The 24,170-nt window shown below is 33.4% G+C and carries 19 protein-coding genes and 4 pseudogenes; 12 read left to right on the forward strand and 11 right to left on the reverse strand.

Annotated features, from left to right (window positions below; all coding sequences use genetic code 11):
- The first annotated feature begins 5 nt into the window (after window positions 1-5).
- The gene (locus OPR44_RS01890) at window positions 6-6,836 is read left to right on the forward strand and encodes a latrotoxin-related protein (protein ID WP_265015159.1); all 6,831 of its coding nucleotides are present in this window, start codon (window positions 6-8) and stop codon (window positions 6,834-6,836) included.
- Between the two features lie 331 nt (window positions 6,837-7,167).
- On the opposite strand, the gene OPR44_RS01895 is transcribed toward OPR44_RS01890, so the two are convergent.
- Complete coding sequence (locus OPR44_RS01895) at window positions 7,168-8,097, reverse strand: Rpn family recombination-promoting nuclease/putative transposase (RefSeq protein ID WP_265015160.1); 930 nt, start codon at window positions 8,095-8,097, stop codon at window positions 7,168-7,170.
- A gap of 416 nt (window positions 8,098-8,513) precedes the next feature.
- Between OPR44_RS01895 and rnhA the strand changes: the two are divergent.
- From rnhA to wmk (OPR44_RS01930), 7 genes and pseudogenes are all read left to right on the forward strand, one after another.
- Window positions 8,514-8,930 (forward strand): annotated as a pseudogene (rnhA, locus tag OPR44_RS01900) (ribonuclease HI); the annotation flags it as partial.
- A 92-nt stretch (window positions 8,931-9,022) separates the two neighbouring features.
- Window positions 9,023-10,813 (forward strand): DNA mismatch repair endonuclease MutL, encoded by a 1,791-nt coding sequence (gene mutL, locus OPR44_RS01905; protein WP_265015161.1) that lies wholly within the window; start codon window positions 9,023-9,025, stop codon window positions 10,811-10,813.
- Window positions 10,814-10,881: 68 nt separating this feature from the next.
- A pseudogene (gene wmk / locus OPR44_RS01910) lies at window positions 10,882-11,813 on the forward strand (WO male-killing family protein Wmk).
- A 170-nt stretch (window positions 11,814-11,983) separates the two neighbouring features.
- Window positions 11,984-12,640 (forward strand): JAB domain-containing protein, encoded by a 657-nt coding sequence (locus OPR44_RS01915; RefSeq protein WP_265015162.1) that lies wholly within the window; start codon window positions 11,984-11,986, stop codon window positions 12,638-12,640.
- Window positions 12,641-12,743: 103 nt separating this feature from the next.
- Window positions 12,744-13,912 (forward strand): annotated as a pseudogene (locus tag OPR44_RS01920) (hypothetical protein).
- Between the two features lie 65 nt (window positions 13,913-13,977).
- On the forward strand, window positions 13,978-14,874 hold the full coding sequence (gene wmk, locus OPR44_RS01925) for a WO male-killing family protein Wmk (RefSeq protein ID WP_406829269.1): 897 nt from the start codon (window positions 13,978-13,980) through the stop codon (window positions 14,872-14,874).
- Between the two features lie 81 nt (window positions 14,875-14,955).
- A complete protein-coding gene (gene wmk, locus OPR44_RS01930; protein WP_265015163.1) occupies window positions 14,956-15,849 on the forward strand; it encodes a WO male-killing family protein Wmk in 894 nt (297 codons plus the stop codon).
- 92 nt (window positions 15,850-15,941) lie between these two features.
- Here wmk (OPR44_RS01930) and OPR44_RS01935 read toward each other — a convergent pair whose 3' ends face one another.
- A complete protein-coding gene (locus OPR44_RS01935) occupies window positions 15,942-16,859 on the reverse strand; it encodes a patatin-like phospholipase family protein (RefSeq protein WP_264374795.1) in 918 nt (305 codons plus the stop codon).
- Between the two features lie 118 nt (window positions 16,860-16,977).
- On the opposite strand from OPR44_RS01935, the gene OPR44_RS08730 reads away from it, so the two are divergent.
- The 4 genes and pseudogenes from OPR44_RS08730 to OPR44_RS01955 form a co-directional block, all read left to right on the forward strand.
- Entirely contained in the window at window positions 16,978-17,169 is a 192-nt protein-coding gene (locus tag OPR44_RS08730) for a phospholipase D-like domain-containing protein (RefSeq protein ID WP_406829270.1), read from the forward strand.
- Window positions 17,159-17,506 (forward strand): transposase, encoded by a 348-nt coding sequence (locus tag OPR44_RS01945; RefSeq protein WP_264336399.1) that lies wholly within the window; start codon window positions 17,159-17,161, stop codon window positions 17,504-17,506. Before OPR44_RS08730 ends, OPR44_RS01945 begins: the two co-directional genes overlap by 11 nt.
- Window positions 17,507-17,562: 56 nt before the next feature.
- Window positions 17,563-18,000, forward strand: a complete 438-nt coding sequence (locus OPR44_RS08640) for a transposase (protein ID WP_320157101.1) — start codon at window positions 17,563-17,565, stop codon at window positions 17,998-18,000.
- 13 nt (window positions 18,001-18,013) lie between these two features.
- Window positions 18,014-18,268 (forward strand): annotated as a pseudogene (locus OPR44_RS01955) (phospholipase D-like domain-containing protein); the annotation flags it as partial.
- Here the strand turns inward: OPR44_RS01955 and OPR44_RS01960 are convergent.
- The 9 genes from OPR44_RS01960 to OPR44_RS02000 form a co-directional block, all read right to left on the reverse strand.
- Window positions 18,259-18,477, reverse strand: a complete 219-nt coding sequence (locus OPR44_RS01960; RefSeq protein ID WP_264339201.1) for a hypothetical protein — start codon at window positions 18,475-18,477, stop codon at window positions 18,259-18,261. The pseudogene OPR44_RS01955 and the gene OPR44_RS01960 overlap by 10 nt on opposite strands.
- Window positions 18,478-18,544: 67 nt before the next feature.
- The gene (locus tag OPR44_RS01965; RefSeq protein WP_264339202.1) at window positions 18,545-19,090 is read right to left on the reverse strand and encodes an ankyrin repeat domain-containing protein; all 546 of its coding nucleotides are present in this window, start codon (window positions 19,088-19,090) and stop codon (window positions 18,545-18,547) included.
- Between the two features lie 58 nt (window positions 19,091-19,148).
- The gene (locus OPR44_RS01970; RefSeq protein ID WP_265015164.1) at window positions 19,149-20,114 is read right to left on the reverse strand and encodes a phage late control D family protein; all 966 of its coding nucleotides are present in this window, start codon (window positions 20,112-20,114) and stop codon (window positions 19,149-19,151) included.
- Window positions 20,111-20,290, reverse strand: coding sequence for a tail protein X (locus OPR44_RS01975; RefSeq protein WP_265015165.1), 180 nt, complete (start codon window positions 20,288-20,290; stop codon window positions 20,111-20,113). Before OPR44_RS01975 ends, OPR44_RS01970 begins: the two co-directional genes overlap by 4 nt.
- Before the next feature lie 26 nt (window positions 20,291-20,316).
- The gene (locus OPR44_RS01980; RefSeq protein WP_264339579.1) at window positions 20,317-20,412 is read right to left on the reverse strand and encodes a hypothetical protein; all 96 of its coding nucleotides are present in this window, start codon (window positions 20,410-20,412) and stop codon (window positions 20,317-20,319) included.
- A 48-nt stretch (window positions 20,413-20,460) separates the two neighbouring features.
- Window positions 20,461-20,664 (reverse strand): hypothetical protein, encoded by a 204-nt coding sequence (locus OPR44_RS01985; protein ID WP_265015166.1) that lies wholly within the window; start codon window positions 20,662-20,664, stop codon window positions 20,461-20,463.
- Complete coding sequence (locus OPR44_RS01990; RefSeq protein WP_265015167.1) at window positions 20,664-22,208, reverse strand: phage tail tape measure protein; 1,545 nt, start codon at window positions 22,206-22,208, stop codon at window positions 20,664-20,666. The genes OPR44_RS01985 and OPR44_RS01990 overlap by 1 nt, the downstream gene beginning before the upstream one ends.
- A gap of 13 nt (window positions 22,209-22,221) precedes the next feature.
- Window positions 22,222-23,883, reverse strand: coding sequence for a recombinase family protein (locus OPR44_RS01995; RefSeq protein ID WP_265015168.1), 1,662 nt, complete (start codon window positions 23,881-23,883; stop codon window positions 22,222-22,224).
- Window positions 23,877-24,065 carry a hypothetical protein gene (locus OPR44_RS02000; RefSeq protein ID WP_038249248.1) on the reverse strand — a complete coding sequence of 63 codons (189 nt, stop codon included), beginning with the start codon at window positions 24,063-24,065 and terminating at the stop codon, window positions 23,877-23,879. Before OPR44_RS02000 ends, OPR44_RS01995 begins: the two co-directional genes overlap by 7 nt.
- Window positions 24,066-24,170 lie beyond the last annotated feature (105 nt).

Here is a 24,170-nt window from a genome sequence, read left to right on the forward strand (position 1 = left end):
AGAAAATGCCAAGAGCAACAGCTGAAGCGAAACATATTGAACACAAGCTTGAGTTAATAGAATTATTACTCACTGAACCAATTAATCCAGGTAACAGTAAGGGTAACCCTGTTCTCTCAGTAAATTTCGATGCACCTAAGGGATTTGCTGAAAAGTTTAGTTTATTTCTTCGTGAAACTCCAAATATTGGTTCAACATCTAGTCCTGAGTTTTTTATTCATAGCATATTAGGATCGATTTTAACCCTTCCTAATAGTGGTCTAGTAGAAAAGCTTGGCATCAATAAGGTGTATATTAAACGTACTAATTTGAAAGTAGAGGGATTGAAAAATGAGATTAGCATTGTAAAACTATGCTTTTTTCTTGAAAAAAGTGGAAGAAAACAAGTGGTTCTTAGAGCTTTTACAAATGATCAAATTACAGGTTATGGGGATTTAAAACGGAAATATTGTTATAATGATGATGAACTTAAAGAGATAGCAAAAACACTAGAGATCTCTGACATAGATAACACAGATATAAATGAGTATTCGTTTCATATGCGTACTGAAGAAGATTTAGGCAACCTGTCATTCGAACTATATAGAGAACAAAGAGATAGAGTAAAAGAAAAATTTAAGGATTTGGTGTCTTCTCCATCTCAAACTAGTGAATTTGAGGAGATCAATATAGGTCGGTCTACAAGTCTTGAAGGTGCATTTAAACAGCTTTCTGATAAGAGTATAGATCAAGTAATAGTTGGTATTAGAGAAATTTTTCTTGAACTGGCCGAAATATACAAAAGTAATCAGGGAAAGTTTTCACTGGGCAACTCAGAAGCAGCATATCATGGGTTTGTTTATGGAGCTTTAGCATTAAATTTTAAATATCGTTATGGTCTTAATTGTTATGTTGAACGTGCTGCAGGTAACGGACGTGCAGATTTAATACTTATGTCACGTACAAAAGATGCAAATGGTAGGATAAATCCTAAACCTGTTCCAGTAGTTGTTGAGTTTAAAGGAGAAGGTCATACTGCTGATGAAGCTATAACACAGATCAAGAACAAAGGTTATTTGTATAACCTCAGCATTAGAACTAAAGCAGAAGAGGCGGTTATAGTGGGAATTAGTTATGCTGAAGTAAAGACAGAACAAGCTAAGATTTTTCAATCCCAAGGTTTTGTGCATCAATTATTAGAAGGTGCTAAAGATTTTGATGGCAATGAAGCAAAGGAAAATTTAAAGGCAGAACTAAAGAACTTATATCACTTGATACCAAGTAAGGATAAAAACTATTTAAGCAAACTAGTGTTCGGACAGATTTTAGCTATGGATAGTATAGATAAAAATATTTTCACTTATCAGAATGAAGATAGAAGTATAGGAAGAGAGGCTACTACATTTCTACTATTCAATCAAGGGGAAGATAGAGCAGTAATATTAAATATTATAGAACGTAGTGGTGAATTAAGAGAACTTAGAAGGCAAAAGAGATTTGACAGTAATAAAATTCCTCCAATTGATGAACTGGATATTGATTCTGCAGTTAAAATCGACCTGATAATAAACACAGGAGTAAAGAATAACCTAGGTGGGTTTGAAGTAGGAGAAAGAAAAGATAAGTCTTATTTTCAGGATATAAATATAAAAGAAGTCTCTCATAACTCTAAAAATAGATACAAGGGTAAATTTGAAAGAATAGGGAATGTTGACGTAAATAGCTTAATTGAACAATTACGTGGAATTGATGTTGTAGACTTGCTTAAGGAAAGTAAAGATGAAGAGATGATGGGAAATAAGTTAAAAGAGTCACTATCTCCTTTAGTAGAAGCTTTATTGCCTTTTAAGGAATTAATAAAAAGAGAAGTGGACTTTCAAGCAATAATGCAAGGGTTATTGATAAATGGAAAAACGCAAGATGGTAAAGAGATTAAAGTGTATGTGGAATCTAATATATCTTCATTAGGGAAAATGGACCTGGCGCTATCTTTTACATATTTGCAAGGAGATGAATCTACTATTGAGGAAGATGAACCAATTATCATAGAATTAAAATGTGCTAATAGTAGTGTAAAGAAAAAATTAGGACATGCAGAAAAACAGATGAGTGACAAATATAAAATTCTTAGATCTTTTACTGATAAGAGAACAGCCAAGTTTTTAGCCATGGTTTTTAATCAATCTAGTAGGTCCGATAAAGATTTAATTACAGCAAGCATAAAAAGTATTGAAGTCTATCATACCACATCTCAAGGTGAGATTAGCTCTCCCGAAAGAGGTGGTGCAAGAAAAAGGCTAAGGCTTAAAACTGGGCCTCAAATGGAATGTTTAGAAGCTAAAAGAAGAAAAATAAGAAATATAGGCATGTACTGCATAGACTCACGTGATGAAGAAAATATTACAGAGGAAGAAAAAGAGCAACGTATTAAAGAGTTGTTTAATGCTAACAAGGTAGCGGAAAGAGTAAAGAATATTGAGTTTTATGATCAGCTTTTCAAAGTTTCTGAACGAATCTCTAGAGGTGAAGCTACAGACCAAAATGTTGAAGAAGCATTTATTGCAAAGGTTAAAAATGTAGATCTAAATTCAATAGACCCAGAGATCAAGGATATTGTAAAGGAGATGAAAGAAAATAAAGAAGAAATCAAAAATATTCTCAGAGGATATGGGGTAGCAGAAAAAATAGGGAAAGTAGCAGAAAGTGCAGGTTTTGCCTTTACAGTATTTTTAGTTGGTAAACATATAGCAAATGGAGATGTAGAAGGCCTAGGTTATGATGCATTAAATCTCTGGGTAATGCCGAAGATTGGTGAGAAAATCTCTGGAAAAATATTAGGATTAGGAGAAAAACTTGATTCTCAAATGCTAAAGGGGTTTGCCCCAGTTATGGGACCTGCTATAGGTAACTTTGCAGCATTTTTAGGGTTAGCAGAGTCGATAAAAGCTCGGGAAAGTGCAACGAATCCTGTAGATATAAAGATTGCTGACCTAAACATCGCAACTAACTCCATTTTTATAGCTGCAGATGTACCTGCGATTGTTACTGAGACAATGTCAGCCGTAGGAATAGAAGCTGGAGTAATGGGAGAATTTGCTGGTCCAGTTGGTACTGCTATTTCAGTTGCTGTTATTATTATATCGCAATTTGTAGAAGCAGAGCTTGAGGTAGAGAAATTGGAAGAGCACATAAATCTTACAGATCAGGAGAAGCATGATTTGTATTGGGATTTCTTTCTTGCTAAAAAAGTACCAGATTATATAGAAAATGATATAGAGGCAGAAAGTATATATAAACAATATGTATTAAAGCTTATAAGCCAATATAAAGGTAATTATGATAAAATAGTTATGTCGCTGCCTTATATATTGGTTACAAAGGAAAAGCGTGTTTATGGGGAAATACAACCCTTCAGAGTTTATTGTCGTACTAACACAAAAATAGTTGATACTAAGTTTGATTTTGGATTCAATACGAATGTTACATATCCATTTCATATCAGTAATATTAATTCTAGAGTGATTCCTACGAACATTGAAAGTTATAGTGTCGTTTGCGGACCACACGATAGCGATATTAAAGTACAAATTGATAATCCTCCCTGTACTGACTGTGTTGTAAATGGAATTGGCTCAGGATGTGATAACTTATATGATCATAGTAATGTATTACTAAATAGAACATTTGAAAAGTGGTTTTTACAAGAATACCCTAGCGACTGTTATAATGCGGTTATATACAGAAATAAGAATTTCCGTGGGTATGAAAGCGTATACTATATAACAGCTCAAAATGCTAATATTAATGTTGTTTTTCAAGAAAAGGATATTTTAAATGGTGATCGAGGTAGAAGAGGTAAGGTAGAAAATAGGTACTATTTTGAAAAGTCATTAGATAGTTGCAAGGTGTATAACTCAGGTAGAAATTTCTTTTACATAGCAGGGAAGTTCTCTTGTGATTTAGGAGTAGATAGACAAAAGAATATAGTTATAACACAAGGTAATCTTACTACAGATTCAATAAACATACATTCTATTATCGGCAGTAATAGAACTAATTATATAAAGTTCTCTAATGCAGATTATGTAGATGGTAAGGGTGGAAATGATATAATAACAGCAAAAAACTTTGCTACAATAAAAGGTTATTTTGGTGATTCTATTCACGGAAGTGGCTTAGTATTATTGCCGATAAATTTTAGTGATATAGATAAAATAACTCATGTTAACGACAGAACAAATATTTATAATAAAAGTGGAGATTCTATAAGTGTAGATAAACAGACATTAATAAAAACAGCAGATGGTTTGTTTGTAACTCCAACGAAAGTAGAGAGTAATACTGGAACAGTAGCAAGTCTACAAATAACAAAAAGCGTTGGTAGTGATGTTATATTAGATGATGAGTTAGATAAGTTGCAAACAATAGATAATCGGAACTTTAATATTACAAAGCAATTATCAAGTACTAATTATCGTAGTACTATAGGTAGTTTTAGTAATCATATTTTTTATCCTGATAAAGAGCACCATAATTTTTACTGGGAAGCTCCAAGTAATATAAACCATCTTTATCTTTTCGATGAAAAAAGTGCTAATATTACGATTGCTCAAGCAAATGGTATATTAGACTTTAGTCAATTAAATAGCACATTAAATGATATACAATTTGCAGAGAATAATGAAGGAGAAATAAAGATTAACAAAAGTAGACTAAATGTAACCCTGCTACCAGATTATAAAGATGTTACGGTAACATTTGATAGGGAAAAATATTATAAACTTCAGAATGGTGAACTAGAGCGTGATTATTGTTCTCATAGCTTAAAAATAGATGGAAGATTTAGCGTTAATGGTACTGATCTGTTAAATCATTATAATTGTTTCACATTTGATTCAGATAAGGTGCTTTTTTTAAAACTCAATAATGATTTGCTATTGTTATCAGATAAAGGAGCATATATCACAGATTACTATTCTTTTGTTCATAGAAACTGGGATTTATCTATAGAACTAAACAATAGAATTATAGAACCAGAAGAATTTGGAGAAAGAGCTGATGATTTTAGTTCTTTCAGGTATTATAAACCAGATGAACAAGGGTTACAGATTTATCATAATCAGCCTATTAATAAGAATGATATTGGTTTAGTTGATTTGAAAGGTAAGTCTATATTAGATTTCGATATGAAAGTTATGAATGATACCTTATTGCTATCACATAAAAATAACACTCTTGTAAAAGTAGAGAACTGGAATACTTATCAACCAGCAAGAGAAATGATGTTTGCTTTTAATGATACAATAGTTTCTAACTCAAAATGTATAGCTTCTACTTGCAATCCACAAGATGTTATAATGGACTTTAATAAAGAAAAACAGAAACAGTATTCTCAGCTAATAAAAACCTCAGGGCCTGAAGAAGCAAAGTCACTTATAAGAAAAGCTATCCAGGAGAATAAGTCGAACTTGCTTGAAGCTCTTCTTGATGGTATGAGAAACAGGGATGATAGATATACTCTTATCAATGCTAAAAACGATTTCGGCGAGACATTTCTGCACCTTGCTATCTCTCAGTGTTTTGTTGATAACGGCGTTAATAACCTAAAAGATACTAAGTTAAAGATTGTAGAGCTGCTGCTTAACAGTGGTATTGATGTTAATGCTCAGGATACCCAGGGCAAGACGTCTTTGCACCGCGTTGTCCTTCTAATGGGTTATTTAGTTCAAAATAATCATGATTTTAGTTTGTTACAACTTCTGATTTTTAAAAATGCTGATGTTAATATTCGTGACAATAATAGTAAGAAGCCTTTAGATATTGCAAGAGATAAAGGTTTCACAAACATAATTTCCTTTTTAGAGAAGGCAGAAAGAAGAAATGAATACGTTGCACCAAAGCATATACGTCATCATAAAAGACATGCTTATCATAGAGGGAACCGTCATCGTTATTCACCTATTGAAAAGACAACAAAAGCTAGAATAGAAGGAAAAGCTATAGTAGGTAAAATTGAGTCTATGATAGATGAAAAAAGTCCTACAGTAGGATATGATGATGTAGAGGTTATGGTAGTAGGTGGCATAGAGATTGCTGCAATAAATAGAAAAAAAATCAAAGTGAATAAGGCAGAAGAGGTGCGCTATAAGAAAGCTACAAGCAGAGCAAGTGCACTATCTTCATGGATAAACAGTTTGTTCGGTTCAGTAAAAACCTCAATAGGTCGGTTATTAGATTCTAAACCTACATTGTCTGACGGAGTATCAAGTACTACAAGTCCAATCTCACAAGTTGATTCACCAGTAGATATAAACGGCACAATCATGTTACTTGATGTGCTTATTAGAAAAGTTACAGGTCAAAAATACATTTCTACAGCAGATCAGCACGTATCATTACTGGAAGCGCAGGGCTATGCATTAAATATTACAGAGGAATTTGAGAAAGTAGTAGAACAAGCTGCATTAAAAAGTGGCATATCAATGCATCGGTTAAATATTGATTTTGTTGAAATACAGAAAGAAGTTACAGGAAAAATCATGAGTGGTAAATTTGATGAGATTTCGGGGATTTTTAACTCATATGTAGAGAAAGCATGTTCTGGTAAAGAAGCTGGTAAATTAAGTCCGAAGAAATTTGAAAAGTTTATAGCTCAATTTAATAAGGGTCTGCTAAATCAATCAATAGAGCAGATATTACACAACAGAGATGGTAGATTAGAAGTTGATGATGCAAAGCAAATGAGTTTAGAGCCTCAAAGTTATTTAAGTAATGCTTCAGTTCACAGCCATTCAAAAGTATCAACTTGTCTTTCTGAGATAGGAGTAACTAAGCTTGGAGTTAATCTCAATAGGTAGGTTATAATATAAGAGGTGGAGCTATAATATGCCAAGTAGTGGAAAATTTAAAGTGAGGGTAGCCAAAATAATTAGGGAAACAACCAGTAGCAAGTTTGATAGTCTTAATCCTAAAATGGATGAAGTAGACATTAAATGCTAAGTGGTTAATGTGTTTTCCATATTGAACTTACAGTACGTAGCTTTGATATAGAAGTTTGGGTAATGTTATGATAGTAATTTATATAATTCTGTGTGCAATCTTCATAGCTGTTTTAGACAGTTCACTAGATTCTTAATTAGGGGACATGTCTAACTTAGAAAAGGTTTTTATAAATGTTAAAGTGAATAATTATGTTTTTTCCCTGAGTTGTAAAATTTCAGAATGAGAGAGACCGGTAATTTGAGCTATAACATCTATAGGAACACCGGCCTTGAGTGAGTTTTCGGCCACAGCTATTTTAGCCTGTTGTTCACCCTTCTCTTCACCAATTTTGATGCCGCGTTCTTCACCAATGAGAATGCCTTCTTGTCTACCTTTGTGAGTAGCATCATCGAGTTTTTGAGCAAGGATAGCCTTTTCTTTCTGCACGCTCAATATTCTTTCTTCATATGCGATCAAATCCTTTTCATTCCAGCGAAACCTGTCTAATTCATCATATGCTAGCTTTATTATCGGAGCTTCTGCTGCTATCTTTTTTAGATCTTCTTCAGTTGTTTCTTCTGCGTATTTAAAAAAGAAACACCATCTCTCTGTAGTATTCTCTAATTGCTCTACCTTATTTTTTGAAAACTTAGGCAACTCAATAAAGACAAATTGTAGATCTTTTAAGTAATGACCATTGGTTTTGATATCCCGTATATTATGAGTAGAAATATAGTCAACTTCTCCAGGCAGAAGGTTACAATTGGAAATAGCAATAAAAAAGACTTTCTGAAGATCAATGTAATTACCAGATTTATCTAATTGTCTTGAGTAAGCCTTAGCAGCATAAAGTTGAGCACGTTTTTCAAAGCCTTTATCACGAGCGAGCTGCATTTCGATGACAAATCTATTACCAATAGAGTCTTTGCAAAGAACATCAACAATGCTTTGTTTGTCAGAAGCAATTTCAGGATCCATGATAGTACTGAGGAATTCAATCTCCATTATTTGATCAGAAGTAGAAAAACCTAAGATATCGTTGAGGAAGTGAATGAGGATATTTTTATTCTTTTCAGAGCTAAAGATTTTCTTGAAACTAAGATCGTTTTTTGGATCAAGAAATTTAGATAAAGTCATAGGAAATCCACTTAAAAAGCATTAGTAATTATACACAATTGTGAAGAAATATTCAACGTTTTTGTGCTAAAGTCTATTAAGGTTAGCTAAATTTCAAGAGTCGGCAAAAAACTACCTTCATAAATGACCCTAGAATGCTACCACGCACCTTAATGTTATATTTTATCATCTTTTACAACTCCCTCTATAAACCCCAGCAAATGAATTCATGAGCTATTAAGAGCTTTAAAAACAATTATTTTGGGTATGAGAGACTAACCTCCTAATAAAAATACGAGCCTAAAAGCTCAATTACGATTTACCTAACATCGTGAGGACAGGTTCATTAGCCTCCCACACCTTTACATGATAAAGATCTTGAAACTTAATGTCAACATTTCGGTGGCAAATTTACGTTGAATCTATATTCTGTAAGTATGGGCGAAAAAAAAAAGGTTATAATATATACAGATGGATGGAAATCCAGGTCCTGGTGGATGGGCAGCTGTGATGATGTATGAAAAAAAAGTGTCTTTATCAAAAAACGTATCTCTGGAGGTGAAGAAAACACAACGAACAACAAAAAGGCTGTGATTAACGGGCTAAAGATGTTGAAAGTTTCTTGCAAAGTTGTTTTACACACTGATAGTCAGTATATTAAACGAGGTATAACAGAGTGGATCAATAAGTGGAGAACAAATGGTTGGAAGACAGCCAATAGAAAATCAGTAAAAAACGTTGAGTTATGGAAGGAATTGGATGAAATTGTCTTGCAGCATGATATTAACTGGAAGTGGGTTAAGGCTCACAGTGGTAATACCTATAATGAAGAGGCAGATAGACTTGCTAGAAAGGAATCTAAAAAGCTAAAATATAGAGATTGTGAGATCAAGAAATCACAAAAAAATAGAGGGAGCTCTAAGTTTCATAGATTGGAGGGAGTGTTATGGCAATAATTCTTTTAGACACAAAAACTATAAACCGTATAGCAGCAGGAGAGGTAATAGAAAGGCCAGCGAGTGTAGTAAAGGAATTAGTAGAAAATGCAATAGATGCTGGAAGTTCAGAGATAGAGATCAAAATAGAAAGTGGTGGACGTAACCTTATAACTGTGACAGATGATGGAAATGGAATAGAAAAGAACGATCTGGAACTAGCACTTATGAGGCATGCCACTTCAAAATTAAGTGATAGTGAGTTAATAGAGATCAGACATCTTGGCTTTAGAGGAGAGGCTCTGCCTTCAATTGCAGCAGTAAGCAGAATGAAATTATCATCTAAGGCGAGTGGAGCAAAGGAAGCATGGTCTACAAGATATGAGGGAGGAGAAAAAATAAGAGAGATTATCCCTTGTTCTTTGTTGCAAGGTACATATATTGAAATTCGTGACTTATTTTTTGCCACACCAAATAGATTAAAATTTCTAAAAACCGAGAGGGCAGAAACACAAAGCATTGTTGACATTGTAAATAACTTAGCAATGATTAACTATAGTATTGGGTTTACTCTCACTTCCGGTAATAAAAAGCTCTTAAAATATGTTAAGCAAACTTCATTATTTAACAGATTATGTGAAACAGAAGAAGAATTTCAGAGCAATTCGCTGGAAGTTAAAGAGGAAGAAGACGGCATCAAACTTACGGGACACATCTGTAAACCAACTATTAGTCGTGGTAATTCAACTCAGATCTATACGTTTGTTAATGGCAGGCCAATAAAAGACAATCTACTTATTGGTGCAATTCGATATGCGTATCAGGACTTTATTCCAAGTGGGAGGTATCCTTTTGCAGTGCTGCACTTAGAGATACCATACGATCAAGTAGATGTAAATGTGCATCCAAATAAATCAGAGGTAAGGTTTCAGAACAAGAGGCTAGTATATGAAATAGTGAGAAGAGGAATAATAAAAGCATTATCGACTAGAGTAGGCACGTTTGCAGCAAGTGATGTTGAGTCTCAAAGTATTGAGGAGTTTGATAGCCAAGAGCCGGTTAATAGTAAAGAGAAAAAAAATCAAAAAGAGTTTTATGAAAAGAGGCCGAGTCTTTTAGAAAATCGTTTAATGAAAGAATTCAATGCACCAGATGAAAGAAGGCAAAGCTTACCAGAAACGTTTAAATATGGAGAATCTCCACCCCAAAAGGGAACGATGGTTCTAGAAAAGAAGCAAATTGATTTGATAGAGGATCACCCTCTAGGATATGCACGCTGTCAGGTCTACAATACTTACATTATTGCTGAGGCTGGAGATAGGCTGATTATAGTAGATCAACATGCAGCCTATGAGAGATTGATATACGAGTGCTTAACAAGCATAAAAAGACAAAAACTTCTCATTCCTGAAATAGTTAAAATTAAAAACCAAGCTGGAATGGAGATGGTTAAAACTTATAAAGATAAGCTTTTTGAAATGGGTTTTGGTATTGAAATAGAATCAGAAGATAAAGTAAGGGTAAAAGAAATACCTGCAATCTTGGGAACAATAGATATAAAAGAGATGCTAGTTGATATAGTAGATAAGTTAATGGAAATAGAAGATACGCTACCAATAGAGGATAAGGTGAACAAAATATCATCCATAATCGCTTGCCACGGAGCAGGAAGAAAAATGAAATTGGAAGAGATGAATGAGATACTAAGACAAATTGAGAAAACTCCATATTCTGATCACGGAAGACCAACGTATATAGAAATGAAACTAAGTGATATAGAAAAATTGTTTGAAAGGAGATGAGTTCAGTTTGTCAAAAAGGTTCCCAATTAAGTATACGTAACAGCTCTTCTGGTTATGGAGTATAAAATGTGAAAAAAGAGAATAAATGCTCTAATTTTTTAGATTACAAAGTAATAGGACAGGAAGTAAGAAATCGTAGATTAGCAAAGGGATATACTCAAAAAGATTTAGCAAAAAAAAAATCGGTGTAACGTATCAAATAGTACTACAATATGAAAAAGGAACACGTAAAATTTCGATTGAAAAGTTGTATGCTATAGCAGAGATATTGTCGATTGGTATTGTAGACCTAATTCCTGTATCAAATGAAAAAATCTGTTTTGAAGATGAGGGAGAGGAAATATTAAATCTAGTAAGAAAATATAAAACGATTAATGATCAGGAATTACGTAGAATGTTTTGTTTACTAACCAAATTTGTTCAAGTTAGTGAGAAAAATAGTAAAAAAACGGAGAGAATAAAAATTGCAAAAGGTCTGGTTAAAGCAGGAGTTTCTGTTGATACTGTTTCAAAAACAATTGGTCTATCTGCTGATGAATGTGTTGAAGAAAAAACGGGTTCTATCTACTACCAAATAGGAAAAAAGATAAAAGAATGGAGACTAGTGCGGGAATATACTCAGAAGGATTTAGCAGAAAAAATGAGTACAACACGTGATGAAATAAGCAACTATGAGCAAGGACGTGTGGCCATTCCACTGGAAAAATTATATGCAATAGCAGAAACATTATCAATTAGCATTACAGATCTGCTCATAGAAGAAGATGAGATAGTAGAAAATGAACTACCTGATTTAATAAAAGAATACAAAAAGATTGAAAGTCAAGAACTACGTAATGCATTAATAAGATCTCTATTTGAAGGCATACGGATTTGCGAAGAAAAAGTGAAAAGAGCAGAAAAGATCAAAATTGCAAAAGACTTAGTAAAAAAAGGAATTTCTATCAATATTATTTTAAAAACAGTAGGCATCTCTTTAGACGAAATTCAACAAATTTAAAATAAAAAAATCAGTATCTATCAATATCTTTACCTCTTGATGAAAAAATAAGTAAAAAGGATTGAGAAATTGATTTGACTTCACTCGAAAGCTATGGCCTTATGCCAATGCTGATAAAAAACAGCAGTAAATATTTAAAAAAAGTTTGTTGTTAGTGAAAGGTAAATTATATGAGTAAAAGTAAAGAGGAAATAGAGTTCAGAATATTAGAAAGCAAAGGCAAAGCACTACTTGATCGTGAAATAATGGAAACATTTTTAAGTGCAGTACATGAAAGGCCGCAAGCTCAAGAAATTGCTAAAAATCTGGTGAATACTTATGCAGGAGTAGGAAGGATTTTAGGTAGAGAAATGGATGACCTGAAAGTCATAGAAGGAGTAACTGATTCTGCAGTAGCAATGATTATGTGTGTTAAGGAAACACTAGAAAGGGTACTGAGAGAAAAGCTCAAAAGTGAGCCAATAATGGACTTACAAGGGCTAGTAGAGTACTTAAACGTAAGTATAGGCCACTCAGAAAGGGAATGTGTAAAAATACTGTACTTGAATAAAAGGCGCCAATTAATCGGAGAAGAATCCTATATTGGCGAAATGGAAAAAGCACCAGTATACATAAAGGAGATTATAAAAAAAGCATTAATAAAGAATGCAACATTAGTAATAATGTCACATAACCATCCTGGAGGAAGCTTAGAGCCTTCAGAAGAAGATCAAGCAGTAACAAAGAGCTTAGCAGCAGCGTGTAGTACTGTAAGCGTTAGATTATTTGATCACATTATCATCACAAGTGGTGGCTATTTTAGCTTTAGAGAAAACGGATTGTTATAGCAGAAAGTATTTGCAAATCTACTCACTATAATTTATAATGAGTAATAGAATATACAAACTAAGGTTTGTATACTTAAAAAGTATTTTTAATAGTGGGGATAATATGGTTAATAAAACAATTGTACCTTTTAATGATAAAAAGGGAGGTACTTACGAATTAAATATTGATCTTGATAAATTATCAAAAGGTGAGATGTTGAATACTATTATAGGAATTGGTCGTGTTAACCAGCAGTCCACTTTTGTAAGCAAAATTAATAAGGCTAAAAAACCTGGAGAAGTGCCTTCCCTAATAGAGACGTTCAAATCAACTACGGAAAGGGACTTGATTACATATATGGCACAAAACCTATAAGTGATCAAGAAGATAAAAATCCATTTACCTCTGCCTTGCAAAAAATAAAGCCAAGTAGAGGTGAAAGTGAAAAGTTAAGCTGGTTTAAAAGTGCTGTGGTAAGAGCAAAAAGTCCAAATGAACTGCACAAGGTTGTAGACGAAGCACTAGCTGCTGGAGCAAGGCTAAATGCATGTAATGATGGAGAGTGGAGCATTGCAGAGTATGTAGTATTGGGTACACATTTTCATAAATTTGATAAGACTGATCGAAAAAAGATAATGCGTAAATTAATGCTAAGTGGTGCAGATTTTCATGATACTTTATTGCAGAATAAACTAATAGGTGAAATCTATAATGAGCTACAGCCAGAAGTTCAGCCACAGATAGATAAGAGACTAGAAGAACTAGAGAAGGCTGGCGAAAGTGCTGTGCAAGAAGGAGAATTAATAGATATCGAGATAGACAATGCAACATTATATATAGAATTTTCTGAGGACAGTAAAGTAGAGGTTGCCAAAATACTGAGAGAGTTAGGAAGTAATATTTTAAAAATTGGCAATGATGCAGTTGAGGTTAAAAGTGAGAAGGGAGGTATAAGAAACTATACCGATATTTCAGATGGCAGCTCTGTCATGTTAGAATTTCCTACAAGCATTGGTAAGCTAAATATTGTATTGTACCAGGACGTAAAAAACTGCAGTCAGGTACAAGTAAAAGTAGCGGATAAGGAAATGTGGGCTGAATTACAAAAAAGAGGAGAAGAAATTGGAAAAAATTGCCTTTTTGGGGGAGTGAAACTTAAGGAAGTGGTAGAAAGAGGTAATTTCACTAGATGTGGCATATGGAGTGAAAAGCAGAAGGAAGTAAGTGAAAAATTGTTTTCATGGGCAGACAAAGTACGTGAAAATAGTAAAGAAACTTGTAGGGCACTTTAATTTAAAGGTTCCAGAGTCTGGCTATTATATCTGGAGCCTTTGAGCTATAGTAGAAAATATTATATATGGTTCTTTGCGTGGAAAGAAGTCTAGACTATGAAGTAGGGCAAAAAGTAAAAAGTTGGAGGTTAGAGAGAGGGTATACTCAGAAGGATTTAGCTAAGAAAATTGGTGTAAAGTATTGGGTAATACTGCAATATGAGAAAGGGAATCGTAGAGTTCCAATTGAAAGGTTATATGCTATAGCTGAGGCACTATCAATCAGTATTACGGATCTCATTCCTGTATCAAATGAAAAAATCTGTTTTGAAGATAAGGGAGAGGAAATATTAGATCTAGTAAGAGAATATAAAAAGATTAATGATCAAGAGTTACGTAAGATATTTTGTTTACTAACCAAGTTTGTTCAAATTAGTGAGAAAAGTAGTAAAAAAGCAGAGAAAATAAAAATTGCAAAGGGTCTGGTTAAAGCAGGAGTTTCTGTTGATATTGTTTCACAAGCAATTGGTCTCTCTGCTGATGAATGTGTTGAAGAAAAAATAGGTTCTATCTACTACAAAATAGGGAAAAAGATAAAGGAATGGAGACTGGTAAGAGAGTGCACTCAAAAGGATTTAGCAGAGAAAATGACTACAACACGTGATGAAATAAGTAACTATGAGCAAGGAAGGGTTGCTGTTCCACTTGATAAATTATATGAAATGGCAGAGGCGTTATCGATTAATATCGTGGATCTACTTGAACCAGCAGAAGATGCAGATGAAAGAGTAGGAAATGAATTACCGAATTTAATTGAAGAATACAAAAAGATTGAAAATCAAGAACTACGTAATGCACTAATAAAATCTATGTTTGAGGGAATACGTATTTGTGAGGAGAAAGTGAGAGAGATAGAAAGGATTAAAGTTGCAAAGGATCTAGTAAAAGGTGGAATTTCTATTGATATTATTTTGCAAGGGTAGGTTTACCTGTTGATGTAGTTTTAGATGGATAGCTCGTAAAAAAATTACAGCAATAAAGTTTTTTTCTTAAATGGAGGATAAATGTTTGTTTCTGCAAGCAATGTTAGTTACGGAATAGGGCAAAGAATAGAAAATTGTAGGTTAATGCGAGGGCATACTCAAATAGGATTAGCAAGTCAAATAGGTTTAACATACCAAGAAGTAAACAGCTATGAAGATGGGTATATTCCTATTCCAATTGAAGTACTATATATAATAGCAAGAGTATTATCAGTTGACGTTGTAGATTTATTACCTGAACCAGTAATAGTAAGGGAAGACAGCTATGAAGACGAGGAAATACTCTATCTAACGAAAATATACGAGAATCAAAAGTTAGGCAAAATAGTACCTTCATTAATCAGGTTTGTTCATATTAGCGAGAAAATCAATCAAGAGGAGGCAAGATTAGAAGTAGCAAAAAATCTAGTTAAAGAAGGAGTTTTAGTTGACATAATTTCCCAAGCAACCGGCTTATCTATTTATGAGTATGATAATACAGAGAGAGAAATCTGCACTGATTCTATATATTACAGAGTAGGGCAAAGAATAAAAGAATGGAGATTGATAAGAAGGTATACTCAAAAAGATTTGGCGGATAAAGTTGGTGTAACACTCAAGGAAATACACGAATATGAAAAAGGATATACTGAAATATCATTTGATAAATTATATGAAATAGCAGGGGAATTATCAGTGAATATTAAAGTTCTGCTGCCTAAAACAAGAGAAAGCAAAAAGCTATTGAGTTTAATGGATGAGTACGGAGAACAAGAATCATTAGTCAAATCTCTATCTGAAGATATGAAAAGTGGCAAGGAAAAAGTTAAAAAAACAGAAAGGATCAAGGTTGCAAAAAATCTAGCAAAGGAAGGTGTTGCTATTGATATTATTGTGCGAGCAAGTGGCCTAACTGCCGATGAGTGTGAAAATTGAATTGTGTTTAAGATATAAGTAAAAATGGTTAATATATTATCTATTCTAAACCCTTATTTAGCTCTGCAGAATTTTTTTGGCATTTCTACGTATCAAGATAAAACATCACAGAATTTATCGACTACTTTTTGATTTTCCTCTATCATTGCATTTGCTTCTTGCTGAAGAGATTTGATATTTTTTGATGTAATATTATCCATGTCAGGTGATGCTATTTTTAGTTGCGATTGTATACGTATATATTTATCAGCTATAACTTGATCAAGTTGGTAATTTACTGCATCTAAACTTGAGGCAAACATTACGTTCAACAGAGGTTTTATCCAACCTATCTTTCCAAATCTCCTTGAATTAGCTATGCTTCTATCTCTTCTTCCAGTACCTATTGATAACAGTAGAATATCATCATTTGGAAATAACCTCTTACCACTTGCATATGCACAAGCCGCTGGATTATTGGCAAACACCCCACCATCCACTAATACTCTTTTTATCTGGTTAATTTTGAGATGTTTTGGCATGAAATAAGTAGGTGCAGCCGTTGCAGCTCTGAGTGCATCTTTCAGCTTAATATTACCTTCTTTCCAGCTTTTAAAGAAAAATGGACGATTATTGTGAATATCATAACTTGTTATCAGTACCTTACTTAATGTGTTTTTTAGAATATCCTCTCCAAAATATTTATCCAGTACAGATTCAATATTTTTATGTGGGTATTGTGCGCAGTTAAACCAAGATAATATTGATCTCCTAAAAAATGAAGACTTAAAAATATATGCTCCGTACTCTTGGTAAAGCTCAACTAAATCATTGGCTGAATATTGGGGATTTCCTCGTTCATCTTTTCTACATAATCCCGCTACAACAATTCCACCGGTTGAAGTACCTGCTATAAGATCAAAGATTTCAGCTATAGTTCTTCTTGTTCTTTTTTCTATTTCTGCTAGTATAATGGCTGGTATGATGCCCCTTATGCCTCCACCGTCAACTGAAAGAATATATTTGGCCATGTTTAGATATTTATTGATTTTTTTGACTTGTTTGCTTTTATCAGGTTGTGTTTCTTGTCCAAGTACTACTGTATGTTTCACTCCTAGAGAAAATTGCACCAACCTAATAATTGATTCCGTGGGTCATGCTAAAAAATCCGTGTTGGTTCAGGCATACCAATTTACCTCAAAGCCTATTGCTGAATCCTTGGTTCAAGCTAAAAAGCGTGGAGTTGATATTAAGGTTATTCTAGATGAATCACAAACTATAGTATTTCCTAAAGTAAATGATAAAGGTATAATAAAGTATTTGAGTTATAATGGCATATAGTGTGGATTTAAGGGAAAAGGCAGTATTGATGATAGAAAAAGGGAAGACAAAGGTTGAGATAGCAGAGCTCATGGAGATAGGAATAGCAACTCTGTACCGCTGGTTAAAAAAGAAAGCTGCTGGTGAAAGCTTAAAGCCATCTAAAAACGGTAGCTTTATTCGAAAAATAGACCCAAAAATACTCGAAGAATATGTTACAAAGAATCCAGATCATACTCTGGCAGAGATGAAACAAAATCTTGGATTTGGAATAAATTCAATTTGGTATAGACTAAAACAGCTAAAAATTACTTTAAAAAAAAGTCACACTATATCAAGAGCGCAATCAAGAAGATAGGCAGCAATTCATTGATAAAATCTCAAAAATAGACCATTCCAGCATCTTATATATAGATGAAGCAGGAGTTGATAATAAGTTATACCGAGAATATGGACGTGCTCCAAGAGGAAAGAAAATTTATGCAGATATTCCAGCGAGAGAGAATCAGTATAGTAGCCGGGTGGATTGGAATGAGATTTATTGCACCAATGACTTTCAAAGGTGGGTGTGACAAAGAGGTATTCAATATATGGTTGGAGAAACCTAAATTGCCACTTGGCACAACCATAGTTATGGATAATGCTACATTTCATAAGACCACTAAAACAAAATCATTAATAGAGTCTTTTTGCTGTCATGTGCTGTATCTTCCAACATATTCACCAGATTTGAATCCCATAGAACACTGTTGGCATACCATCAAAAGCCGCCTCAGACCTCTAATGTATAAATGTACAGACTTACAACTTTTGGTTGGTAATACCATAATGGAAATTTATCATTCATTTTAGAAAATACTATAGTTCAAAACATAGTGTAATTAACGAATTATTTGAGCACAAAATCTCGATATGGATTGACTTTAAACCCGCTATTGCTCATAGCAAGGTAATTATTATTGATGAGCAAAAAATCATAACCGGATCATTTAACTTTTTAGATGCCGCTCAGCAAAGAAATGCTAAAAACCTACTGATCATAACAGGAGATTCTCCACTAGTTGAACAATACGTCAAAAATTGGAAAAATCGCCAATCGCAGTCTAAGCATTATACACCAGACTTTAAGTTATCTTTGAATTCATCTAATTCCTCAGAAAGATTTTTTACCCTTTCCTCAAGTACTAACACTTTTTCCATTAAACCATATTCAATGAGTTTATCGTGAAATTGTACCCTTGAGTCTAGCTTGGATAACCACCATATGATTGCTACGGTTTGGATTAATAACGTGATAATTACTGTAACTGGAACTTTTTGCTTTTTTATGTGAAAGTATTAATCTGTTATGGATAGTTTTGGAAGTTTATATAGAGATCATAGAAAACTTATAGCTTTAATGATTACTTTTTGTTGATTCGTATCGGTCCTCTGCTTCTGCAAGTAGCTTTATTATTTCTCTGTAAGGTTTATCTTTGTTGTGCCTTGATGCCATTACAGCTATTCTTCTAGGGCTTTTTCCATTGCTATCCTTTATGTTAGGATTCGCTCCTTTTTCTAATAGAAACTCAACGATTTCTAAATAGCCTTGATCTGCAGCAGAATGTAGCGCTGTCCATTTAAATTTATTAGTAGCATTAATATCAATACCATCTTCTACTAAAAACCTTACGATTTCTAAACATCCTTCTCCTGCAACATAACGTAATGATTTTTCACCAATACTTATATTATCTTTTATCAAGGATTTTACAGTTTCCAAGTCACAGTTCTTAGCTGCGATTTCTAATGTGGCGCTGTAACTCTCATCTCCTTTTTTAAACAAGGAAAAATATATAACCACAATACACACCGTTAGCACTATAAGAAAAATTAATCCATCAAATTCTCCTTGACGTATAATTGAATTTTTATGAAAAAGCCTTCTTACATTTCTGCTCATGTAGTACTGCAATAATTATACCCATCTAGAATTAAATAATCATTTGCTTAAGTTTCATTTAAATAGCTTTGCTCACTTTTGCCTCTACTATAGTTTGATATCCTCTATTATTCAGAATATGTTCTGCCTTGCTAATTATCCATTCACCTTCAATTTCCTGACAAAATCCTGAAAGGCTGATCTTAGCTTCTGCAAATAATTCTGGATTACCAGGAACAGTTACATTTAAGTTTGATGTACTACGTTTTAGTTGTCTTAACTTAGCTGCTGCTGCACTAATTGCTGATTCTACGGTAGAGTAAAGCGTTTGCAGGGTATAACTTGGACCCTCATTTCCCACTTTCTCTTCTATAGTTTCTCCCTTTTCATAACTGTGCCATTTTGCAATAACAGATCCATATTTGTTACGCACATTAAAATTTACCTCCCAATTTATAACATCTTTAGGTGTAAGTACTGTTGTGCCTAACATCTTTCCAGTTGCTGATCTTGCTTCTCCCTTTGGAATAAAAATTATATATCCTCCTGCTGGTTTTACTAGTGCATCATATTTTTTCCCTAACCCTTCCAAAAAACTCATGTCGCTTTCATCTGCTTGAATGATATGTGGTATAAATATATTTTCAAATCTTTCAGCGACTTTACCTTCATACCCATGCTTTTGTGCTATTTCTTTAATTAAATCTCCTAAGGTAATGTCCTTCCATTCCTTTGATTTTCTTTCCTTTAATGATCCTCTTAAACTTGCAGCATCACATTTTATTCTTAAAGTTTGCGGTGGACTTTGTATTGTAATTTGATTTGCCTTATATACTCCCATAGGCAATAAACCTGTTTCTTTGTATCCGAGAAAAATTTGTAAATTACCCTTAAGTTCTAAAGCGCTAGAGTTATAACTAATATATATCTCAGCTTCGTCACTTGTAGTACCGGATCCATCAGTAACACGTAATAATATTAAACTCTTTTTTAAAACCTCTGTTACTGGGTTATTTTTTGCTACTATATCAAAGTCTGGCGTCATTCATCTAAAATATTTATGACAGATTCTTTCGATATTTTCTGAATTTTAGGAAGCTTAATTCTTAATCCAGCGGGCAAAAAGCTTGCGTATTCTGCAAGGCCTGGATTTTTAAGCAATACTTCCTCCACTGCTCCACTACTGTATCCATAATGTTTCCAGCAAATGTAATCCAACATTTCGTTTTCTTTCGTGTAATAATAAATCACTTACTGTAACTTTTTAACTTCAAAATAAACTCAACTTTTCTCGGTTTTCCATCAGGAAAAAATAATATCTGCTTTTCTTCTACATTAGTAATGACAAAATTTCCAAATACACTTCCTGAATTATCAACTAGAACGTGTGGTTATTGAGTGTTACGTATATTTTTTAGCTGTTCTAAGCCATTACTCTGATAACGTGAATAAATCACTCCTGTTAAATCAATACATTCAATTCCTGAACCAATGTTTTGTAGCGACGTTTTTTGAATACATTCAATTGTATACCACCTTTCTTCTTTACTGTATCTTAGGCTTGTTGGTTCAAGCTTACATTTTCCAAACAACATTAATGCAACTCTTCAACTATATCAAAAAGTGCTCCACGTGCTTGTTCTCTAAATCTTTCTATTACTGCATCAGCAACGCTGCGCACATCTTCAGACTTAATATTGATATTAAACGTTTGATAGAATGCTTGGTTATATACTTTCGATTCCCTATTTTCACATCTACTTTTCTTGAATGCTTTCTCAACTTCTTCTTGCTCCATAGCTCTTTTTTCTTCTATAACACTTTTAACTTTAAAACTTTCAAAATTGCTTTTGCTATTTTCTGAAAATTGTTTAATAGCACTATTATTTGTCAATGGGTTTCCATTACTGAAAATACTATTTTTAGAAAGCTTATTAACAGAATTTCTATTATTTTCAAATTTTCTAATCGGGCTATTCTCAGCAAATATGCTACTAACTGTATTTCCCATCCATGAAAAGGTTTCTCCTATAGGTTTAATGAGTGATTTCCAAAAGCTAGAGAAAAAGTCTTTCACTTTTTGCCAGTTAGTGATAACAAGAGCTGCACCAGTGACAAGACTTGCTACTAAAAGTCCAATCGGGTTACTCATTACAGCAAACGTTATTGCTCTTAGTCCTCTTACTACTGCAGGAAAAACTGTAGCTGATAAAAATGAAAATACTCCAAGTAGGTTTGCTTTCAGACCAAAAATCGTACTTCCTAGCAATGTAAATCCGTATCCTAGTCCTACTGCTGCAATTTTTAAACTTATCAAAGCTGCTAAAGTACTCATGATTGCCGTAGTTAAAGTTGGATGTTTTTCTGCAAAAGAAGCTATACGCTCTGTTATTGTTTTCAAACTTCCAGCTACATAATTTAAAGTAGGTAACATTACTGACCCTAGATTCATTCCAGCTTCAAATACTGCATTTTTAAGTAATTGTAATTTATTAGCTGTAGTATTTGCCCGATTGTTAAATTCGTCCTGCATTGAAGCGTTATATTTTTCTTTATCAGCTAAATGTTCAATAGCTTTCTTGTAAATGTCTAAGCTTCCTACTAAAAGAGCAATGTCATCTTGAAACCCAGCACCAAATAGATTCATAAGAATACCGGCACGCTCTTGATCATCTATTTCTTTTAAAGTTTTAAGAAATTGTAATATTGCCTCTTGAGGATTTTTTTTAATGGTTTGTTCAAGCTCTTCTATACTTGTTCCCATCTCATCTAATGCATCATGAAATTCAGGACTTTGCTCTCTTGCAGTCTGTAGTTTACTAAGAAAGTTATTTATAGCAGTTGCTGCTTTTTCAGGTTGTTTACCTAAGCTTATGAACGCACTTGCTAAGCTACTTGCTTGATCAATTTCTAAACCAAACTGTTTAGCATTACCACCAATTCTATTCAGTGTAAGAACCATTTCCTTAGCTTTGGCAGCAGTATTATCTGAAAGATGGTTTATTATGTTACCTACATTTTCCATACCACCAACTTTAATTCCATAGACATTGGATATTTTCGCAATAGCATTACCAGCTTCTTCTGAAGACATGTCAAACGCTGTGGTCATTTTAGCAACTACTGTTGTAAACTTCATAAGATCATCTTTGTCAATACCAAGTTGACCACCACTTACCCCTACAACAACATTGCAAGCATTGATTTTTTTCCATATGAAAAGAGTCTGGAAGCTCTTTTACTCTAAACACGATGTTTACATCCTCAAAATTAATCTCAATTCGCTTAACTAACGTTCTAATAATATCACGTTTAGTTAGCCAGTCTGCATTATTAAGACTTGAGTTAATACTAGAGGAAAACCCCTCTAAATTTGTTACTACTAGAGTTAACTCTTGTGTGAGTTTTTTCTGATCAAATATCTTTTTCTTTTGTTCTTCAACCATTTTTAAGTTTTGTTTCATTGCTTTAACTCTTGGCTCAAATTCTTCTTGATCAATATATTCTTGAGCATAACTATCAATTAACCTTGCAATACCTCGTTTTAACTTATCTTCTTGTGTTTCAAGCAAAGCGCTTTTTTGATCTAGTGGTGATTTTTTAAGTTCTGAAAGTCTACGTTTATACTCCTCTAATATTCTATTTGGATTTTTTAATAGGTGTTTTACCTCTTCCCACACAGCCATGTCCAATGTATCTGTACGAATTAATTTGTTGTTACACATTTTATTACCGCCAAAACGGTATGAATCCGTACCAATACAACGATAATATACCTGATTATTAGTTTTTTTCCCCTCCTTATTCCTTGCAGTGCTAGTACCATAATATGCATAATTGCAAAGCTTACATACTACTAAACCTTGCAATAAATGTTTTGCTCCTCTTTGTCTTGTTCTTGCTATTTTTCTATTCTCAGCTAATTGTTCTTGAACGATTTCAAATAAATCTTCGCTTACTATACTAGGTACTTTAATATAAATCCAATCCTCTTTTGGAACAGGATAAGTAGAATAATTATCTTTTGGATGCTCGCAGGAGTTTTTTTTCGGTCTTATATGTTTTAGTTTTACGCCAAACCTTGTTTTACCAAAAGCTGCTTGTCCTTTATAAGCAGTGTTTTTTAACATACTCAAAACTACAGCCCTATCCCAATACTCTTTTCCAGTTCTCGTCATAATGGAAATAGCACTTAGCCTACGACATACTTCTCCTATACTGGCTCTTTCTCTTCCTACCCAAGAAAATACTTTACGAACAACTTCAGCTTCTTCTTCATAAATCTCAAATAAGGCCTGTCCTGTTTCTGTATTTTTGTTTATATAACGATAGCCATAAGGAGCAGCACTCATTACACTTATACAACCCTTATTTGCTGCATAAATCTTTCCTCGACGACTTCGTTCCATGATTTTTGCACGTTCGTATTCTGCTATCATACCTTGCATTTGTAATAGTAATTGAGATTCTGGATTATCGCTAATTTGATAATTTAAAAAAATGACTTCCACTCCTAACTTCTTAAACTCTTCAAGTAATATCATCTGATATGCATACTTACGAGATAAACGATCAGGAGAATGAATATAAACCTTATCAATGTTACCTTCTGCTATTTTATCACGTAATTTTTCCAAACCAGGACGGATTATGTTAGAACCACTATAACCATTATCAATAAATTTATATTCATTTAATAATTTATGTCCATCCATACTAATTTGATTCTCTATAGCAGCAATTTGGCTTGCTATTGTATCTTCTTGTGCTTGCCTCCCTGAAGAAACTCTTGCATATAAACTAACTGTTACCATTTTACCGTCCTCAAATCTACTTTCTTATATTCAGAGTTTTCTTCCTTTTTGCTCGCTTTTATTGGTTTACTTAACACTAATTTTTCATATGCATCTAATAGATACAACTCTGCTAATCGATTTACTTCATAACTACAACTAATCCGCACTATTAATTTCTTGTTGCCCATGAGCTCTACCATATATTATCCATCGAGACATATGGTTATTTGATCATTAGCTCTATAAATAAATTCAACTCTCCGTTCTTTTTGTAGAAGCTTTCGAGAAATAGTCTTCTCAAGTTT

It is taken from the genome of Wolbachia endosymbiont (group B) of Camptogramma bilineatum (assembly GCF_947251825.1).
Classification (GTDB): Bacteria; Pseudomonadota; Alphaproteobacteria; order Rickettsiales; family Anaplasmataceae; genus Wolbachia.

What these genes read in the sequence shown, in the direction of transcription:
- OPR44_RS01890 (WP_265015159.1), top strand. Translation starts at nt 6, where the DNA reads ATGCCAAGAGCAACAGCTGAAGCGAAACATATTGAACACAAGCTTGAG.
- OPR44_RS01935 (WP_264374795.1), bottom strand. Translation starts at nt 16,859, where the DNA reads ATGGCCAAATATATTCTTTCAGTTGACGGTGGAGGCATAAGGGGCATC.
- wmk (WP_265015163.1), top strand. Translation starts at nt 14,956, where the DNA reads ATGTTTGTTTCTGCAAGCAATGTTAGTTACGGAATAGGGCAAAGAATA.
- mutL (WP_265015161.1), top strand. Translation starts at nt 9,023, where the DNA reads ATGGCAATAATTCTTTTAGACACAAAAACTATAAACCGTATAGCAGCA.
- OPR44_RS01895 (WP_265015160.1), bottom strand. Translation starts at nt 8,097, where the DNA reads ATGACTTTATCTAAATTTCTTGATCCAAAAAACGATCTTAGTTTCAAG.
- OPR44_RS02000 (WP_038249248.1), bottom strand. Translation starts at nt 24,065, where the DNA reads ATGGTAGAGCTCATGGGCAACAAGAAATTAATAGTGCGGATTAGTTGT.
- OPR44_RS01970 (WP_265015164.1), bottom strand. Translation starts at nt 20,114, where the DNA reads ATGACGCCAGACTTTGATATAGTAGCAAAAAATAACCCAGTAACAGAG.
- OPR44_RS01965 (WP_264339202.1), bottom strand. Translation starts at nt 19,090, where the DNA reads ATGAGCAGAAATGTAAGAAGGCTTTTTCATAAAAATTCAATTATACGT.
- OPR44_RS01995 (WP_265015168.1), bottom strand. Translation starts at nt 23,883, where the DNA reads ATGGTAACAGTTAGTTTATATGCAAGAGTTTCTTCAGGGAGGCAAGCA.
- OPR44_RS01945 (WP_264336399.1), top strand. Translation starts at nt 17,159, where the DNA reads ATGGCATATAGTGTGGATTTAAGGGAAAAGGCAGTATTGATGATAGAA.
- OPR44_RS01915 (WP_265015162.1), top strand. Translation starts at nt 11,984, where the DNA reads ATGAGTAAAAGTAAAGAGGAAATAGAGTTCAGAATATTAGAAAGCAAA.
- OPR44_RS01975 (WP_265015165.1), bottom strand. Translation starts at nt 20,290, where the DNA reads ATGTTGGATTACATTTGCTGGAAACATTATGGATACAGTAGTGGAGCA.
- wmk (WP_406829269.1), top strand. Translation starts at nt 13,978, where the DNA reads ATGGTTCTTTGCGTGGAAAGAAGTCTAGACTATGAAGTAGGGCAAAAA.
- OPR44_RS01990 (WP_265015167.1), bottom strand. Translation starts at nt 22,208, where the DNA reads ATGAAGTTTACAACAGTAGTTGCTAAAATGACCACAGCGTTTGACATG.
- OPR44_RS01985 (WP_265015166.1), bottom strand. Translation starts at nt 20,664, where the DNA reads ATGTTGTTTGGAAAATGTAAGCTTGAACCAACAAGCCTAAGATACAGT.
- OPR44_RS08640 (WP_320157101.1), top strand. Translation starts at nt 17,563, where the DNA reads ATGAAGCAGGAGTTGATAATAAGTTATACCGAGAATATGGACGTGCTC.